The sequence below is a fragment of the Pseudomonas sp. LB1P83 genome, assembly GCF_054897885.1.
The window spans coordinates 3,897,655-3,913,542 of the sequence record NZ_CM142709.1; the positions used below are offsets into that span (position 1 = coordinate 3,897,655).

Consider the following 15,888-nt stretch of genomic DNA (forward strand, 5'->3'; position numbering starts at 1 on the left):
TTCCCCAATTACAGGATTTGATCACCATGAACTACGCAAACCCAACCAAACTCCAGGCCGCCATCCTCGACTGGGCCGGCACCGTGGTCGACTTCGGCTCTTTCGCGCCGACGCAGATTTTTGTCGAAGCCTTCGCCGAGTTCGACGTCCAGGTGTCCATCGAAGAGGCCCGCGGGCCGATGGGCATGGGCAAGTGGGACCACATTCGTACCCTGTGCGACCAGCCGGAAGTTGCCGAGCGTTATCGTGCCGTGTTCGGCCGCACGCCGACTGACGATGACGTCACCGCGATCTACAAACGTTTCATGCCGCTGCAAATCGAGAAAATCGCCGAGCACTCGGCACTGATTCCAGGCGCACTCGACACCATCGCCAACCTGCGTCATCAAGGGATCAAGATCGGTTCCTGCTCCGGCTACCCGAAACAGGTCATGGACAAGGTGGTCGAACTGGCCGCCACCAACGGTTACGTTGCCGATCACGTGGTCGCCACCGACGAAGTGCCTAACGGCCGTCCATGGCCAGCCCAGGCCCTGGCCAACGTGATTGCGCTGGGCATCGACGACGTCGCGGCTTGCGTGAAGATCGATGACACCGTGCCGGGCATTCTCGAAGGGCGTCGCGCCGGCATGTGGACCGTGGCGCTGATCTGCTCCGGTAACGCGCTGGGTCTGGACTACGAAGGCTTCCGCGCCCTCGGCGACGACGAACTGACCAGTGAACGCAAACGCATCCACGCACTGTTCGAAGGCTCGCGACCGCATTACATGATCGACACCATTATCGATTTGCCGCAAGTGATCGCCGACATCAACAAGCGTCTGGCCAAGGGTGAGATGCCGCAAAGCAGTTGATCCACCCAAAAGCACCGCTGTCCTCTGTAGGAGCGAGGCTTGCCCGCGAAGACGCTCTACCAGCCGACATCCCTGTTGAATGTGCAGACGCCTTCGCGGGCAAGCCTCGCTCCTACAAGGGACAGCGGTGCTTTTTTCTGTCTGTTACCTGAACCAGAGCATTGAACCTTGACAAGGATCAGGCAGCCCCCTCGAATCAGGCTTACAGTTAAGGAACACCGTCGACCAAGAACGGTGGCCGACCTGTGAGGAACACCGTATGCCGTGGAAGAATTCCGACTCACGCTACAGCACCGTGTCGATCGCGCTGCATTGGTTAATGCTGGTCCTGCTGGCGATGGTTTACGCCTCTATCGAATTTCGCGGGGTCTTTCCCAAGGGCAGCGGTGGCCGGACGCTGATCGTTGAATCGCACTTCATGCTCGGCTTGACGGTCTTCGTGCTGGTCTGGTTGCGGTTGTTCGCTCGCAGCCTGGGCCCGGCACCACAGATCTTTCCGGCCTCGCCCCACTGGCAGACCGTGCTGGCCAGACTGATGCATTGGGCGTTGTATATCTTCATGATCGCGATGCCGATACTCGGATGGCTGGTGACCAGCGCCAAGGGGCATCAGGTGATGTTTTACGGCTTTGATCTGCCGTTGCTGGTCTCGGAAGACAAGGTGCTGGCCAAACAAATCGAAGGCTGGCATGTGCTGGGCGGCACCATCGGTTACTGGCTGATCGGCCTGCACGCGGTGGCGGGGATTTATCACCATTATGTGGTGGGTGATAACACGCTGCTGCGGATGATGCCCAAGCGCGGTTGAACACACACTCTTGTAGCAGCTGGCGAAGCCTGCGTTCGGCTGCGAAGCAGTCGTAAAATCAGTCAACGCGGTGGATCAGGAGAACCGAGGCGGTTGGATTCACGACTGCTTCGCAGCCGAACGCAGGTTTCGCCAGCTGCTACAGGGGTGGCGGGCTTATCGGAATCCCCGGCGGCCCTGCAAGCCGCCGGTGTGGATGAAGATCAGGCGCGTGCCCTTTTCGAATCTTCCAGCCTCGACTTGCTGCTTGAGCATCAGCAGAGCTTTGCCGGTGTACAGCGGTTCGAGGGGAATACCCGTGGCCTGTTCGGTCTGGTCGATGAAGTCGAGTAACAGCGGATCAACTTTGGCAAAGCCGCCACGGCTGGCGTCGAACAGTTCATAAGCCGACTCCTGCAAACCCGCCTCTCGTACAATCGATTCAACCTGCGGCGCCACGCCATGATCGTCTGGCACCGCCAGCGCACCGTACACCTTGCGACCGCCCGCCTCGGCCAACGCCAGGCCGGCCAGGGTCGTGCCGGTTCCGCAGGCCAGCCACCAGCCGTCGTAGTCGCTCCAACCGAGCCTGCCCAGTTGATCGAGGACCATTGGCTTCAACTGCATGCAACCCCGCGCACCCCGCAGACCGCCGCCACCTTCGGGCACCGGATGCAGGTCGGGATACTGCGCCTGCCAAGGCTGCCAGAAGCCCGGTTCGTGTCGCGCTCGATAACCGCCATAACCCAACCAGTGCAACTGCATGCCGAACGCTTGCAGGTCCTTCACCGTCGGCGTTTCTTGCGGATGACCACGCAACAGACCGACCGTTTTGAAACCGAAGCGTTTGCCGGCGGCGGCCAGTGCGTGCAGGTGATTGGAATGGGCACCGCCGAGGCTGATGATGCCTTGGGCGCCGGTTTGGTCAGCGGCTTTGAGATGGTCGATGAGTTTGAACCACTTGTTGCCGCTGATCAGTGGGTCGATCTGGTCGAGGCGCAGGATGGCGACTTCGATGTTGGCTGCGGTGAGCCAGTCGAGGTGCAAGGGTTGGAGCGGGGCTGAGGGGAGCCTGTTGTTGGGTCGGAGAAACATCAATGCCGGTTCCAGGTGACGAGCCGGCATCTTAGCAGCCTTGGGGACGCCTTCGCGGGCAAGCCTCGCTCCTACAGGGATCGTGTTTTTCTGTAGGAGCGAGGCTTGCCCGCGAAGGCCATTGGCATGCTAAACCTGCAGATTACAACTCAGCAGCCAACCGTGAACCCTGATTGATCGCGCGCTTGGCATCCAGCTCCGCCGCCACGTCCGCACCACCGATCAGATGCACGTTCTGCCCCGCTGCCACCAGACCATCCTGCAATTCACGCAACGGATCCTGCCCGGCGCAAATCACGATGTTGTCCACCGCCAGCACCTGCGGCTCACCGGTTTCACCGATGCGGATGTGCAGGCCTTCGTCGTCGATCTTCAGGTACTCAACGCTGTTGAGCATCTGCACCTGCTTGTTCTTCAGACCGGTGCGATGAATCCAGCCAGTGGTCTTGCCCAGGCCGTCACCGACCTTGGATTTCTTGCGTTGCAGCAAGAACACCTCGCGCGCCGGTGCATGGGGTTCAGCCTTGATCCCGGCGACACCGCCGCGCGCTTCAAGATGCGTATCAATGCCCCATTCCTTCCAGAACGCTTCACGGTCCAGACTGGTGGCCACGCCTTGGTGAACGAGGAATTCCGACACGTCGAAACCGATACCGCCCGCGCCAATCACCGCCACACGCTTGCCGACCGGTTTACGCTCCAGGATCACGTCCAGGTAGCTCAGCACCTTGGCGTTTTCAACGCCGGGAATCGCCGGAGTTCTTGGGGCGATACCGGTGGCCAGGATGATTTCGTCGTAACCGCCCTCAACCAGTTTTGCCACGTCGACACGGGTGTTCAGGCACACCTCGACATTGGTGGTCTGCAACTTGCGGTTGAAGTAACGCAGGGTTTCAAAGAACTCTTCTTTGCCCGGTACACGCTTGGCAACGTTGAACTGACCGCCAATCTCGCTGGCCGAATCAAATAGCGTCACCGCGTGACCCCGCTCGGCCGCCACCGTGGCCGCGGACAGGCCCGCAGGACCGGCACCGACCACGGCGATTTTCTTGATCTGCTGCACCGGCAGGTAGTTGAGCTCGGTTTCATGGCAAGCGCGCGGGTTCACCAGGCAGCTGGTCAACTTGCCGCCGAAGGTGTGATCCAGGCACGCCTGGTTACAACCGATGCAGGTGTTGATTTCATCGCCACGGCCAGCGGCCGCCTTGTTGACGAAGTCCGGGTCGGCGAGGAATGGTCGCGCCATGGAGACCATGTCAGCATCGCCTTCGGCCAGAATCTGCTCGGCCACTTCCGGGGTGTTGATACGGTTGGTGGTGATCAGCGGAATGTTCACCGAACCGCGCAGCTTGGCGGTGACTTTGCTGAACGCGGCACGCGGCACTTTGGTGGCGATGGTCGGAATCCGCGCTTCGTGCCAGCCGATGCCGGTGTTGATGATGGTCGCACCGGCCTGCTCGACGGCTTTGGCCAGGGTCACGATTTCTTCCCAAGTGCTGCCGCCCTCCACCAAGTCGAGCATCGACAGGCGGAAGATGATGATGAAGTTCGGGCCCGTGGCTTCGCGCACACGACGGACGATTTCCACCGGCAGGCGCATACGGTTTTCGTAGCTGCCGCCCCAACGGTCGGTGCGGTGGTTGGTGTGGGCGGCGAGGAACTGGTTAATGAAATAACCTTCCGAACCCATGATCTCGACGCCGTCGTACTCGGCTTTTTGCGCCAGGGTCGAACAGGTGACGAAATCGCTGATCTGTTTCTCGATGCCTTCCTCGTCCAGCTCTTTAGGCTTGAACGGGTTGATCGGCGCCTGAATGGCACTCGGCGCGACTTGTTTCGGGCTGTAGGCATAACGACCGGCGTGGAGGATCTGCATGCAGATCTTGCCGCCCGCCTCGTGCACCGCGCGGGTCACGATCTGGTGTTTGAGCGCTTCTTCCTCGGTGGTCAGTTTGGCCGCGCCGGAATACACCCCGCCCTCATCGTTCGGGCCAATGCCGCCGGTGACCATCAGACCGACACCGCCGCGAGCACGTTCGGCGAAGTACGCCGCCATGCGTTCGAAACCGCCGGGCTTCTCCTCAAGACCGGTGTGCATCGAACCCATCAAGGTGCGGTTGCGCAGCGTGGTGAAGCCCAGGTCCAGCGGGGCCAACAGGTGCGGGTAATGAGCGGCGGCCATTTGTAACTCCACATCGAGCGATCACGGAAAAAATGCAGGAGCTCTTCGGCCCCCATCAGTCATGCTGGACAGACTAAGAGTCGCGCCCCTGTCACTCAATGACCGAAACTGACAACTTATTGATCCAAATGTGCAGCACCCCTTGGCAAGCGCCGGCATGCGCCCTACCCTAGTCGCGAACCCTGCACACGGCTGTTGACTGTTTCCCCATGCGCAAACTTCTGTACCTGACTTTCTCCATGGCATTGATTGCCGCCCTTACGACCTACGCCATGTGGGCCGCGGACCGTCCGGTGGGTCATTACCTGTCGGACCTGCGGATCAATCTGGCGGTCGACCAAGGCACACCCGCTGATCGCGGAAACCTGCTGGGCATCCAGCCCGAGCTGTTCCCCACCGACTATCAAAGCCCCGAACGCCTGCACCGCAAGCTTGCCGCCTATCTGCAGAAGGCTCAGGACCAAGGCTTGCTGAACGAGAAAACCATCGTCGTACTGCCCGAACACATCGGCACCTGGCTGATGGTCAGCGGCGAGAAAGATGAGCTGTACCAGGCGACCACGCTGAAGGAAGCAATGAACTGGCTGGCGGTGAGCAATCCCGTGCAGTTCGTCCGCGCGCTGATCAGCGCCAAGGGCGACAGTCGTCTCGACGACGCCCACTTGCGGATGAAGGCCAAAGGCATGGCCAAGGACTATCAGGCGCTGTTCGGGGGGCTGGCGAAACAGTTCCACGTGACCCTGGTGGCCGGCACGATTGTGTTGCCCGAGCCGAGCATCATCGACGGTACGCTGAAAGTCGGCCGCGGGGCGTTGTACAACAGCAGCGTGGTGTTCGGTCGCGACGGGCTGCCGGTCGGCCAGCCGCAACGCCAGATGCATCCGGTGTTTGCGGAACAAGACGTTATCGAAGCCAATGGCGAGCATACGCTCAACGTCGTCGACACCCCGGCCGGACGCCTGGGCGTGCTGATCGGCAGCGACAGCTGGTACCCGGACAACTACCGAAAACTCGACGCCCTGGGCGCCCATCTGGTGGCGGTCCCCGCGTATGTCGCCGGCCGCGACACCTGGGACAAACCGTGGCGTGGTTACAAGGGATTGTCGACGCCTGGCTCGGTCAGTCTCAAGGCCGGTGAGCTCAGTGAAGGCCAGGCCTGGCATCGTCTGACACTGACTGGCCAACCGCCGAGCAGCCAGGCGATTGCCGGTATGAGCGTGTTCCTGCGCGGTCAGTTCTGGGACAAGGGCAGCGCGGGTCAAAGTTTTCTCAGCAACAACGGGCAACAGTTCGCCGACGGCAATGCCCGTGGCGCGCGGTTGCTGAACCTTTGGTTGTAAACCATGAAACCGCTGCCGATGCGCCTCGGGGATCTGTCGGTAGGCTTTGTTCATAGCCTGGCCGACGCCGTGCGCAGCCATGGCATGGATCCGCAGCCTCTGCTTGAGCAATACGGCCTCGATGCAGCGCGCCTGGCCGAAGCGGGTGCTCGACTGTCGATCCCGCGCTACATGCGCCTGGGCCACGGGGCCATCCAACTGACCGACGACCCGGCGCTGGGTTTGCGCATGGGCCAGCTCAGTCGCCTGAGTCAGGCTGGTCTGGCGGGGGTCACTGCCGCTCAGGCACCCACCGTTCGAGAAGCGGCGCGCTGCCTGATCCGCTTTGAAGCCTTGTATGGCTCCAACTACCGTGGCCAGTCGAGTTTCCACGAAGACGCTCAGGGTGCTTGGCTGCGGTTCTACTCCATCAGCCCTTACAACGCCTACAACCGCTTCGTGGTGGATTCGATCATCGCCGGGTGGCTGAAACAATTATCCAGCGTGAGCCTTGCCCCGCTTCGCGCCGAGCGGATCGAGATCGAATTTGCCGAACCGGATTATCGTGAGGCGTATGCCGAGCTGGGTGATTGTCCGATTCAGTTCGGCGCCGAACAGAATCAACTGCGCCTGAGCCTGGCCAGCCTCGCCCAGCGCAACCCGGAGCACTGCCCGAGTACCTGGCGACACTTGCTGCAACTCTGTGAACGGGAACTGGAGCAACTGACACGCACCCGCAGCCTGCGTGAACGCATCACTCAGTTATTGGGGCCGTTATTCAATGGTGGCCGGGAACCCGACCTGGAAGAAGTGGCGGCACGTCTGAAGCTGCCGACCTGGACCTTGCGTCGTAAACTCGCCGAGGAAGGCACGCAATTTCGCGCCATTCTCAACGACACGCGCCGCGACCTGGCCATGACCTACATTCGTGACACTGAACTTGCATTCGGTGAAATCGCCTACCTGTTGGGTTTTGCCTCAGCAGAAGCCTTCCAACGCGCCTTCAAACGCTGGAACGGCCAGACGCCCGGCGAGTTTCGCCGCAGTCATCGCCAATCCTCGTGATGCTTACAGCTCTGTAGCGTCTTCCGCCGGTTCCAAGGGGTCCAGTTCAAACGCCTGATACTCGAGCAGCTCTTCTTGATAATCGTCCATTGTGAAATCCCTCTACCGCTCGTTTAAAAATGCCTGAATAAATGACCAACGCCCTGAGCATAAAGTGCCCGCATGAAAGAAAAATGACGCAGGCGCACCGCTCAGCGGCTACTTATAAAACGTAGCAGGCGGTCAGGAATTTATCACAGGATTTTTTCGATAGAGGCTGTAGGACTACAGCCCGGGTTGACGCGGATCAATTTAAAAGCCATTTCGGGAACGGTGTCATCTGACACGGTCCCGAATGCATACCGATTACTGGCTGGTGGTCGGCATGGCCGAAATAGGCTCGCTCGGTGGCGGCAGGCTGGATTGCGGCGGTGGCGTAACGGTTTCCGACGACGGAGCCGGTTCCGGGCTTTCAACCGGGGTGATCGGCGCTGTATCAGGCGGTGGTGCGACTGGTTCCGAGGCAGCAGGTGCTGGAGCAGGTTCAGCCGCAGGCGCCGGTGCGGGTTCCGCCGCAGGTACCGGCGCTGGAGCAGCCTTGACCTCAGGCACGCCCAGGTCAGTTTTAGGCTTCTCGACGATGTGCGCAGCCTTCTTCGCTTCCGGCGGCAGGAACAGCTCGACCAGCGCAAAGAAGCGCTCGTAGAACTTGGCCGACGAAACAGTTTCGCTGGCAACCTTGACCATCGAATCGTCGGACGAGCCGATCGGCATCGATACCGAGCCCAACACACCCACACCGAGGCTGGCGGAGTTGTTGGTCTTCTTCAGTGCATAGCGATCCTGAAGCGCGTTGGCAAACATGGTGGCGTGGTGCCCTTCGCTGCCGTCATCGGCACAGACCACGCTGAAACTGATCTCCATGTGGGTTTCGCCGGTCTGCTGGAAGCTCTTGTGGCCGCTGACCAGTTTCGGATCGCTGCTGGTGATGATGTAGCCCTGACTGAGCAACGCGCGACGGGCGGCTTCACAGGTCTGCGCATCGGTCACCGGGTAGTTGCGCGAAAACGTCCCGGAGTCGTCGAAGTTCTCATGCTCATAGATGGCGGCTTTTTTCGACGAGCAGCCGGCAGCGGCGGCCAGCAATAACGCCAGCCCGACAACACGCATGGGAATTGATTTAAACATTGAACATCCTGAGGAAAAACGGTCCGGGGCGTATTGTGCAACAGATCGATGCTTAGCGGAGCATCGATTAGTGTATTGAAACAGTTACAAGTGTAATGACTGCCTTTGACAGGAAAAAGTCGCTCAGTAAAAACCCCAGGCGACGGATAGCATGTATCGACTTTTCCCACGCCCACAAAAAACCCCAGCCTTTCAGCCGGGGTTTTTATGTCGCGGGAAACTCAATCAGGCATCAGAAACGCTTGATGTCCGCTTCCGCTTCGAGCTGCTTGCGGTAGGCCGCAAAGTCCTGCTGGCCAATGCGCGAGGCGAGGAAGCGACGGTACTGAGCCTTCTCTTCGTCGGTCGGCGCTGCGGCTTCGTTCACGCCGTTCAGACGCACGATCACCAGGCTACCATCAGCCAGGGTCACGCTGCTGAAGGTCGGCTTGTCCTTGGCGGCAGGCTTCGGCATACGGAACAGCGCTTGCAGCACAGTTGGGTCAATCCCTTCCTGAGCGCGAGTAGCGGCTTCAGTCACTTTCCAGTTCTGACCGTCGATTGCCTTGTTCAGCGGGGTCTTGCCATCACGCAGGCTGGCGATCAACTCATCAGCCTTGGTCTTGGCGGCAGCACTGGCGTGCTCCTTGGCCAACTGCGCACGAATGCTGGCATTCACGCTTTCCAGCGGCAGTTGCGCAGGCTTCAAGTGCTCCTTGGCGCGCAGCACGATCACGGTTTCCGGGTCCAGCTCGATGGCGGTGCTGTTGGCACCTTCATCCAGCACTTCAGGACTGAACGCAGCGGTGATCACGGCACGGTTAGCCGAAACACCCTCGCCACCCTCGCGGCCAAACGGCTTGGAGGTGTGAACAGTCAGCTTCAGGTCTTGTGCCGGCTGGGACAGATCGGAAGATTCGAACGAGGAGTCTTCCAGTTGCTTGGTCGCCTCGACGAAACGCTGCTCGACCTGCTGGGTTTTCAGCTCGCGGGTCAGCTTGTCTTTCAGGCTGGCCAGCGTCGGAACTTCCGGTGCCTCAACGCCCAACAGTTTGATCAAGTGGAAACCGAAGTCGGTGCGAACCGGTGCCGATACCTGATCCTTGGCCAACGCATACAGCGCTGTTTCGAACGCTGGATCGTAGACGCCAGGGCCTGCGAAGCCCAAGTCACCGCCATTGTTCGCCGAACCTGGATCCTGGGAGAACTCCTTGGCCAGTGCCTCGAATTTCTCGCCTTTGGCCAGTCGTGCCTGGATGTCTTCGATCTTGGCCTTGGCTTGCGCCTCGGTCACCTTATCGTTCACTTCGATCAGAATGTGCGCAGCCCGGCGTTGCTCGGACAGGTTGGCGATTTCTTTCTGATACGCCGCTTGCAGGTCTTCGTCCTTGACGGCGACCTGATCAAAGAAGGAAGACTTCTTCAATTCGAGGTAATCGATGATTACCTGATCCGGCGTCATGAATTCCTTGGCGTGCTCGTCGTAGTAGGCCTTGACCTCATCGTCGGTCAGCTTGACCGCTGCCGGGTCAACCTTGACGTTCAGGGAAGCGAAATCGCGGGTCTGTTTTTCCAGACGGGCGAAGGCCAGAACCTGTGCGTCGGTGACGAAGCCGCTACCCGCCAGGCCAGCACGGAGCTGACCGATCAGCATTTCCTGAGCCAGCATCTGGCGGAATTGCATGCGGCTATAGCCGAGTTGACGAATCACCTGGTCGAAACGCTCTGGACTGAACTTGCCATCCACCTGGAATTCAGGCGTTTGCAGGATCACTTGGTCCAAAGCCGCTTCGGAGAAAGCGAATTTCGATTTTTCTGCGCCTTGCAGCAGCAGTTTGCGGTCGATCAAGCCTTTGAGGGCCGATTCGCGCAGCATTTTTTCGTCGAGCAAGGAAGCGTCGAAATCCTTGCCCAGCTGTTGCATGAGCTGACGGCGTTGCATATCGACCGCCTGGCTCAGCTCGTTCTGGCTGATTTCTTCGCCGTTGACCTTGGCCGCGTCATTACGACTGGTCGTGGCCTGAAAAATGGCGTCGAAACCGGTCAAAGCCATCAGTGCAACGATGACCCCGATAATGGTCTTGGCAATCCAGCCTTGTGAATTGTCCCTGATATTCTGCAGCATGCGTCCCCCAGAAACGGTTGAACTTCAAAATTAGGCAACCGTGGAGCGTGGGTAGAATCCGGATAGAAGAAAGGCGCATCCGAGGATGCGCCTTCTCGTAACTGGCGGAGCGGACCGAAGGTTCGAACTTGCGACCCTCGGTGTCTCGGACCGGCAACTTGCCGACTGGACTACCGCTCCGCTGCCAGGTCAGGCATGACCCCGACCCGGATAGGCAAAAACCTGAATCGAACTTAGTTGACAGCTTCTTTCAGTGCTTTACCGGCTTTGAAACCTGGTTTTTTGGCTGCTGCGATTTCCAGTTGCTTACCGGTCTGTGGGTTACGACCGATGCGAGCTGGACGATCGGTGACGGAGAAAGTACCGAAACCAACCAGAACAACAGAGTCGCCAGCCTTGAGAGCGCCAGTGACGGATTCGATTACAGCGTCCAGCGCACGGCCAGCAGCAGCTTTCGGGATATCAGCGGATGCAGCGATAGCATCAATCAGTTCCGACTTGTTCACTCTAAGTCCCCTTATATCTATTTGAGTATGATTCTAAGTTTTTTGGTGAAAGCAAAAACGAGTGCTGAATGGCCTACAGACACTTAAGAGCCGCTTTATAACAAGGGCTCTAAAAAGCTGTCAACAAGCCACCCAGGCAAATGCGTATTAATGCGTGCTAATTCTTTCCTTAGAGTCAGACTCGCGTTTTTCATCCTTTGCAACTATCTCTGGAACCACATCAGGCAGCGGTTCCGGCGCGTATTGCAGCGCAATTTGCAGGACCTCGTCAATCCATTTAACCGGTTTAATCTGCAGATCTTGCTTGATATTGTCAGGAATTTCCTTCAGATCGCGTACGTTCTCTTCAGGAATGATCACCGTTTTGATCCCGCCGCGGTGAGCCGCCAGCAGTTTTTCTTTCAAACCGCCAATCGCCAACACCTGACCACGCAAGGTGATTTCACCTGTCATCGCGACATCCGCACGCACCGGGATCCCGGTCAATGCCGACACCAGGGCCGTGCACATGCCCACGCCGGCGCTAGGGCCGTCCTTCGGGGTCGCCCCTTCCGGCATGTGGATGTGCGTGTCGCGCTTCTCGTGGAAGTCCAGGGGAATTCCCAGGCTCTTCGCGCGGCTGCGGACAACGGTCAGCGCGGCGGTGATCGATTCGACCATCACATCGCCCAACGAACCGGTCTTGATCAACTGGCCTTTACCCGGCACGACAGCGGCTTCGATGGTCAGCAATTCGCCACCCACTTGAGTCCATGCCAACCCGGTCACCTGACCAATCTGATCCTGCGATTCGGCCAGACCGTAGCGGAATTTGCGCACACCCAGGAAGTGTTCCAGCATCTCGGCAGTGACCTTCACCGAGAAGCGTTTTTCCAGTGCATGCTCTTTGACCGCCTTGCGGCAAACCTTGGCAATCTGGCGTTCCAGCCCACGTACACCGGCTTCGCGGGTGTAGTAGCGAATGATGTCGCGGATCGCTTCGGCGTCGAATTCCAGCTCACCTTTCTTCAAGCCGTTAGCCGTAATCTGCTTTGGCGAAAGGTATTTGACGGCGATGTTGATCTTCTCGTCTTCGGTGTAACCCGGCAGACGAATCACCTCCATCCGGTCGAGCAGCGCCGGCGGAATGTTCATGGAGTTGGAGGTGCAAAGGAACATCACATCGGACAGGTCGTAGTCGACTTCCAGATAGTGATCGTTGAAGTTGTGGTTCTGCTCAGGGTCGAGCACCTCCAGCAACGCCGACGCCGGATCGCCACGCATGTCGCTGCCCATTTTGTCGATTTCGTCGAGCAGGAACAGCGGGTTGCGGACCCCCACTTTTGTCATCTTTTGAATCAATCTTCCTGGCATCGAACCGATGTAAGTCCGGCGATGACCACGGATTTCCGCTTCATCACGCACGCCACCGAGGGCCATACGGACGAATTTGCGGTTGGTGGCGTGAGCGATAGACTCCGCCAGCGAGGTTTTACCCACCCCCGGAGGACCGACCAGGCACAACACCGGCCCACGAATTTTCTTCACACGCTTTTGCACGGCGAGGTATTCGAGGATCCGCTCTTTGACTTCTTCCAGACCGTAGTGGTCTGCATCGAGAATGTCTTCTGCACGCGCAAGGTCCAGACGCACTTTGCTCTGAGCCTTCCACGGCACTTGAACCAGCCAGTCGATGTATGAACGCACCACGGTCGCTTCCGCGGACATTGGCGACATTTGTTTCAGCTTGTTCAGCTCACCCTGGGCTTTGGCCAAGGCATCTTTCGGCAGACCGGCGGCATCGATGCGCTTTTTCAGCTCTTCGATTTCGTTGTGGCCTTCGTCGCTGTCGCCGAGCTCTTTCTGAATGGCCTTCATCTGCTCATTCAGGTAGTACTCGCGCTGGCTGCGCTCCATTTGTTTTTTGACACGACCGCGAATGCGTTTTTCGACTTGCAGCAGATCGATCTCGGCATCTAGCAACGCCAGGACGTGCTCGACCCGGGCCGACAAGTCGATGATTTCGAGGATTTCCTGCTTCTGCTCGATCTTCAGGGCCATGTGGGCGGCCATGGTGTCGACCAGGCGACCTGGCTCGTCGATGCTGTTTAGCGACGACAGGACTTCAGCCGGAACCTTCTTGCCCAGTTGCACATATTGTTCGAACTGAGCCAGCAGGCTTCGTACAAACACTTCCGACTCGCGCTCAGGCGCGTCGACTTCGTCGATCAGCGAGACTTCGGCACGGCAGTGGCCGTCCACTTCGCTGAAGCGTTCCACAGCGCCCCGCTGCTCGCCTTCGACCAGAACCTTGACCGTGCCGTCAGGCAGCTTGAGCAGCTGCAGAACGGTCGCAATTGTACCTACGCGATAAAGTGCATCTTCGCCGGGATCGTCGTCAGCAGGGTTTCTCTGAGCCAGCAGAAGGATCTGCTTGTCGCCCGTCATCGCAGCTTCGAGGGCTTCGATGGATTTCTCGCGCCCCACGAACAGCGGGATAACCATGTGCGGATAAACCACAACATCACGCAATGGCAGGAGAGGCAATTCGATGGTTGTCTTCATGATTTCGCCTCTACGGCGGCCATAAGGCCGTAAACAGATGGAAGTAAGCTTGAAACCAAGATGGGGGCTGCTTTGAAAAAAAACAAGCGCAAAGAGGGTGTTAAAAATGGTTTAAAAGAAAAGGGGCCCGAAGGCCCCTTCTTTGTTCCAGCTGCCTGACGCTTAAGCGTCTGGCGCAGCCTTGGCAGCAGGCTCACTGTTTTCGTAGATATACAGTGGCTTGGACTTGCCTTCTATAACGCTTTCGTCGATCACTACTTTACTCACCTCGGATTGCGAGGGGATTTCATACATAGTGTCGAGCAATACACCTTCGAGAATCGAACGCAGTCCACGGGCACCGGTTTTGCGTTCCAGGGCACGTTTGGCGACCGATTTCAGCGCGTCGGCCCGGAATTCCAGGTCCACGCCTTCCATCTCGAACAGCTTGGCATACTGCTTGGTCAGAGCATTTTTCGGCTCGGTGAGAATCTGCATCAACGCAGCCTCATCAAGCTCGTCCAGCGTGGCAAGGACCGGCAGACGACCGACGAATTCCGGGATCAGACCAAACTTGACCAAATCGTCAGGCTCGACTTCACGCAGGGATTCACCGACTTTCTTGCCTTCTTCCTTGCTGCGTACTTCCGCGTTGAAACCGATGCCGCCCTTGGTGGAACGGTTTTGAATAACCTTTTCCAGACCGGAGAATGCACCGCCGCAGATGAACAGGATGTTACGAGTGTCGACCTGAAGGAATTCCTGCTGCGGATGCTTGCGACCACCTTGAGGCGGAACGGAAGCGACCGTGCCTTCGATCAACTTGAGCAGGGCCTGCTGCACGCCTTCACCGGAAACGTCCCGGGTGATCGACGGGTTGTCAGACTTGCGCGAGATCTTGTCGATCTCATCGATGTAGACAATGCCCATCTGGGCTTTTTCTACATCGTAATCGCACTTCTGCAGCAGCTTCTGAATGATGTTCTCGACATCTTCACCCACGTAACCCGCCTCGGTGAGGGTGGTTGCGTCGGCGATGGTGAACGGAACGTTCAGCAAGCGGGCCAGTGTTTCAGCAAGCAGGGTTTTACCCGAGCCTGTCGGGCCGATCAGCAAGATGTTGCTTTTGCCGAGTTCGACGTCGTCATTCTTTTTGTCGCGCTGGTTCAGACGCTTGTAGTGGTTGTACACCGCTACGGCCAGAACCTTTTTCGCACGCTCCTGACCAATCACGTACTGATCAAGGATGCCGCTGATTTCTTTAGGCGAAGGCAATTTATGCGCGCTGCTTTCGGCCTGGGCTTCCTGCACCTCCTCACGGATGATGTCATTGCACAGGTCGACGCACTCGTCGCAGATAAAGACCGAGGGGCCGGCAATCAATTTGCGCACTTCATGCTGGCTTTTGCCACAGAAGGAGCAATAGAGCAGCTTGCCGTTGTCCTCGCCGTTGCGGGTGTCAGTCATTCGTTCGATCCAAATCCGATAGGCTTGCAACACAAGATGAAGGCTATTGCGGGCTTTTTCAAGCCCGCAGGTGATCGGACCAGCCGACCAACCCTATTTTGAGCTGCTTATTTTAAGCGGGGCGCTGACTGATCACTTCATCGATCAACCCGTACTCACGCGCGGCTTCTGCACTCATGAAGTTATCGCGGTTGGTATCACGCTCGATCTCTTCAAGCGTGTGCCCGCTGTGCTTGGCCATCAGCGTGTTGAGACGCTCGCGAATGAAGAGGATTTCCTTGGCATGGATTTCGATATCAGACGCCTGCCCCTGGAAACCGCCCAGTGGCTGGTGAATCATCACGCGCGAGTTCGGCAGGCAGTAGCGCTTGCCAGGAGCACCGGCTGTCAGCAGAAACGCGCCCATGCTGCACGCCTGACCGATACAGGTGGTCGACACGTTGGGTTTGATGAACTGCATGGTGTCGTAGATCGACATGCCCGCTGTCACCGAACCGCCCGGGGAGTTGATATAGAGATGGATGTCCTTGTCCGGGTTTTCCGCTTCAAGGAACAGCAATTGCGCACAAATCAGGTTAGCCATGTAGTCCTCTACCGGGCCAACCAGAAAGATCACTCGCTCCTTGAGAAGACGCGAGTAGATGTCGTAGGCGCGCTCGCCACGAGCGGACTGCTCGACAACCATCGGGACCAGGCCGCCTGCGGCCTGGATATCAGAGTTCTGCTGAATATACGAATTACGGAACATGCTCTGCAGTCACTCCCAAATAGTTATGTCTTGAATACGCATAAGCCAGCACGAAGGCTGGCTTATGGTGA

General features: G+C 58.3%; 12 protein-coding genes and 1 tRNA gene. 4 read left to right on the plus strand and 9 right to left on the minus strand.

Annotated features, from left to right (window positions below):
• Positions 1 to 26: 26 nt before the first annotated feature.
• Both phnX and ACYZTY_RS17990 read left to right on the plus strand, forming a co-directional pair.
• Positions 27 to 854, plus strand: a complete 828-nt coding sequence (gene phnX / locus ACYZTY_RS17985; RefSeq protein WP_461954841.1) for a phosphonoacetaldehyde hydrolase — start codon at positions 27 to 29, stop codon at positions 852 to 854.
• Between the two features lie 259 nt (positions 855 to 1,113).
• On the plus strand, positions 1,114 to 1,662 hold the full coding sequence (locus tag ACYZTY_RS17990; protein WP_461954842.1) for a cytochrome b: 549 nt from the start codon (positions 1,114 to 1,116) through the stop codon (positions 1,660 to 1,662).
• A 156-nt stretch (positions 1,663 to 1,818) separates the two neighbouring features.
• On the opposite strand, the gene ACYZTY_RS17995 is transcribed toward ACYZTY_RS17990, so the two are convergent.
• Positions 1,819 to 2,736, minus strand: a complete 918-nt coding sequence (locus tag ACYZTY_RS17995; protein ID WP_461959349.1) for a 1-aminocyclopropane-1-carboxylate deaminase/D-cysteine desulfhydrase — start codon at positions 2,734 to 2,736, stop codon at positions 1,819 to 1,821.
• Positions 2,737 to 2,878: 142 nt separating this feature from the next.
• Positions 2,879 to 4,918 (minus strand): oxidoreductase, encoded by a 2,040-nt coding sequence (locus ACYZTY_RS18000; protein WP_461954843.1) that lies wholly within the window; start codon positions 4,916 to 4,918, stop codon positions 2,879 to 2,881.
• Between the two features lie 209 nt (positions 4,919 to 5,127).
• On the opposite strand from ACYZTY_RS18000, the gene ACYZTY_RS18005 reads away from it, so the two are divergent.
• Positions 5,128 to 6,258 (plus strand): carbon-nitrogen hydrolase family protein, encoded by a 1,131-nt coding sequence (locus tag ACYZTY_RS18005; RefSeq protein WP_461954844.1) that lies wholly within the window; start codon positions 5,128 to 5,130, stop codon positions 6,256 to 6,258.
• Between the two features lie 3 nt (positions 6,259 to 6,261).
• Positions 6,262 to 7,302, plus strand: coding sequence for an AraC family transcriptional regulator (locus ACYZTY_RS18010; RefSeq protein ID WP_461954845.1), 1,041 nt, complete (start codon positions 6,262 to 6,264; stop codon positions 7,300 to 7,302).
• A gap of 345 nt (positions 7,303 to 7,647) precedes the next feature.
• Here the strand turns inward: ACYZTY_RS18010 and ACYZTY_RS18015 are convergent, their stop codons facing one another.
• From ACYZTY_RS18015 to clpP, 7 genes are all read right to left on the minus strand, one after another.
• Complete coding sequence (locus ACYZTY_RS18015) at positions 7,648 to 8,469, minus strand: DUF2242 domain-containing protein (protein ID WP_461954846.1); 822 nt, start codon at positions 8,467 to 8,469, stop codon at positions 7,648 to 7,650.
• Positions 8,470 to 8,701: 232 nt separating this feature from the next.
• Positions 8,702 to 10,573: a SurA N-terminal domain-containing protein gene (locus tag ACYZTY_RS18020; RefSeq protein WP_461954847.1), complete on the minus strand. Its 1,872-nt coding sequence runs from the start codon at positions 10,571 to 10,573 to the stop codon at positions 8,702 to 8,704.
• Between the two features lie 102 nt (positions 10,574 to 10,675).
• Positions 10,676 to 10,753 (minus strand) — tRNA-Leu (locus tag ACYZTY_RS18025).
• A gap of 53 nt (positions 10,754 to 10,806) precedes the next feature.
• Positions 10,807 to 11,079 carry an HU family DNA-binding protein gene (locus tag ACYZTY_RS18030; protein WP_222587686.1) on the minus strand — a complete coding sequence of 91 codons (273 nt, stop codon included), beginning with the start codon at positions 11,077 to 11,079 and terminating at the stop codon, positions 10,807 to 10,809.
• 147 nt (positions 11,080 to 11,226) lie between these two features.
• The gene (lon, locus tag ACYZTY_RS18035) at positions 11,227 to 13,623 is read right to left on the minus strand and encodes an endopeptidase La (protein ID WP_010458711.1); all 2,397 of its coding nucleotides are present in this window, start codon (positions 13,621 to 13,623) and stop codon (positions 11,227 to 11,229) included.
• A 162-nt stretch (positions 13,624 to 13,785) separates the two neighbouring features.
• Positions 13,786 to 15,069: an ATP-dependent Clp protease ATP-binding subunit ClpX gene (clpX, locus tag ACYZTY_RS18040; RefSeq protein ID WP_007946893.1), complete on the minus strand. Its 1,284-nt coding sequence runs from the start codon at positions 15,067 to 15,069 to the stop codon at positions 13,786 to 13,788.
• Positions 15,070 to 15,181: 112 nt separating this feature from the next.
• On the minus strand, positions 15,182 to 15,817 hold the full coding sequence (gene clpP / locus ACYZTY_RS18045; RefSeq protein WP_046047575.1) for an ATP-dependent Clp endopeptidase proteolytic subunit ClpP: 636 nt from the start codon (positions 15,815 to 15,817) through the stop codon (positions 15,182 to 15,184).
• Positions 15,818 to 15,888: the final 71 nt, after the last annotated feature.